The organism is Pseudomonadota bacterium (genome assembly GCA_026388215.1).
In the GTDB taxonomy this organism is placed as follows: domain Bacteria; phylum Desulfobacterota; class Syntrophorhabdia; order Syntrophorhabdales; family Syntrophorhabdaceae; genus JAPLKF01.
Map to the genome: position 1 here is coordinate 1 of JAPLKF010000258.1, position 2041 is coordinate 2041.

The following is a 2041-nucleotide window of genomic DNA, read 5'->3' on the forward strand; positions in this document are numbered from 1 at the left end:
TTATTTCAAAAAGGGTATTGTTTCTTCTTTAGATATCAGAGGGTTCTCAAGAATGATACTCCATTAACTTATGTTAAAAAAGAGCCTGTCCCAGCATCTGATTAAGGATAAAAATATCATAAATAAAATGGTTAAAATGTCCAGTATAGGTGAAGAGGATGTTGTAGTCGAGGTAGGGGCCGGCCATGGTGACCTCACAAGATGTCTTGTTGAGAAGGCGGGTTATGTGTATGCAGTAGAACTTGACAGGACATTCAGGCAGTATCTTGAGCCACTTGAGAAGAAATATAAAAACATAAGGGTCATATTTGACGATTTTTTAAAGATACCGCTTTTACAATTTAAGAAGGTAAAGAATATCAAGGTGATAGGGAATATACCTTACAAGATAACAGGCCCCATACTGTTTAAGTTACTTGAAGAGAGGGTAGCAGTAGATAGTGCATATTTGACCATGCAAAAAGAAATCGGTCAGAGGGTTGTGAGTAAACCTTTTAGCAGGACATACGGGGCACTATCGGCAATTTACCAGATATTTTCTGAGGTAAGGATACTTTTTTATATGAAGCCGGGTGTTTTTCAACCGCCCCCGAAGATAGACAGTGCGTTTCTTTCAATTACTTTTAAAGAGGATGAAAGAATCGTGGAGGATGGATTGGTAGAGTTTATAAGGATATGCTTTCAGAATAAAAGGAAGCACATGAAATATACCCTGACCAGACATTTTGGTGAGGAAAAAATAGCATCCCTCTACATGTCTATGGATTTTCCTCACACGATTCGTGCAGAAGAGATAGAACCTCAAAGGTTTAAGGAAATGTACAGGTTTTTTAACTGATTATGCGAGAAATAGTCGGTTTTACAACAACAATCCCAGTAGAAATTGTTTTTGCAGGGGGGTATATCCCTTGCGACCTTAACAACGTTTTTATAACTGATGAGAACCCCATGCATTATATTGAAAGAGCTGAAAAAGATGGGTTCCCAAAGAGTATGTGCAACTGGATAAAGGGCATATACGGCGTTGTGATGGAGAAGAATATAGGCATAGTGATAACAGTAATGGAAGGGGATTGCAGCAATACCCAGGCACTTGCAGAGATATTGAGATATAAGGGCAAAAAGACTATCCCGTTTTCCTATCCTTATGATAGAGACAGAAAGGTTTTAAAAAGGGAGATCAAAAAGCTTATGGAAGCATTCTCTGTGGATGAAACGTCGCTCCTCAAGGTAGAAGAGGGTATTGAGAGGGTAAGATCAATGCTTGAATCAATTGACCGGATGACATGGAAGGAGAGAAGGGTAACAGGTTCTGAAAATCATCTCTGGCTTGTGAGGGCGTCTGACATGCTGGGGGATTACAAAAAATATGGAACCATGTTGGCTGGTTTTATAAATGGGGTCAAAAACAGGGCTGAAATAGAGGGGATTAATGTTGGATATATGGGCGTACCGCCTATTGTCCTTGACCTTTATCAGTTTATTGAGGGTCTTGACGCCCATATCGTTTACAATGAAACCCAGAGACAATTTTCTCTTCCTTATTTTTCAAAAGGCATTGTGGAGAGGTATCTCAGATACACCTATCCTTATGGGATATTTGCGAGGCTTGAGGATATAAAAAGGGAGATTAAAAGGCGAAAGATCAGGGGCATCATCCATTATGTCCAGGCCTTCTGTTACAGGGTAATTGAGGATGTAATACTCATAGAGACACTCGATGTACCTGTTTTAACAATTGAGGGTGATTTGCCAAAACCGCTCGATACAAGGACAAAGCTGAGGCTGGAAGCCTTCATTGAGATGCTCAAAGGGAGAGCGTAGAAAAATAGATTCCCACGGGCAAGCCCGTGGCACTATACATACGCTTCGCGTTAGCAACTGAAGCATTCACCCACGCCTGAAGGTGTGGTCATCTGTATGCTTGCGTAGTTCGTGGGAATCTACTTAAGCAAGCACCGCGAGCGAGAGGGGGAGGCTTAAGCGGGCTTTGCCTTAAGGAGGGGGCGACGCAAGCCCCTGTAATAGAGTAGGCAGTATG

The 2041-nt window shown here is 41.5% G+C and carries 2 protein-coding genes; both read left to right on the plus strand.

What is annotated here, in order from left to right:
• Window positions 1-70: 70 nt before the first annotated feature.
• On the plus strand, window positions 71-838 hold the full coding sequence (rsmA, locus tag NTU69_12195) for a 16S rRNA (adenine(1518)-N(6)/adenine(1519)-N(6))-dimethyltransferase RsmA (protein ID MCX5804266.1): 768 nt from the start codon (window positions 71-73) through the stop codon (window positions 836-838).
• A gap of 2 nt (window positions 839-840) precedes the next feature.
• A complete protein-coding gene (locus NTU69_12200; protein ID MCX5804267.1) occupies window positions 841-1824 on the plus strand; it encodes a 2-hydroxyacyl-CoA dehydratase in 984 nt (327 codons plus the stop codon).
• The last annotated feature ends 217 nt before the right edge of the window (window positions 1825-2041 follow it).

Coding starts and splice junctions, on each gene's coding strand:
- rsmA (MCX5804266.1), top strand. CDS start 71: ATGTTAAAAAAGAGCCTGTCCCAGCATCTGATTAAGGATAAAAATATC.
- NTU69_12200 (MCX5804267.1), top strand. CDS start 841: ATGCGAGAAATAGTCGGTTTTACAACAACAATCCCAGTAGAAATTGTT.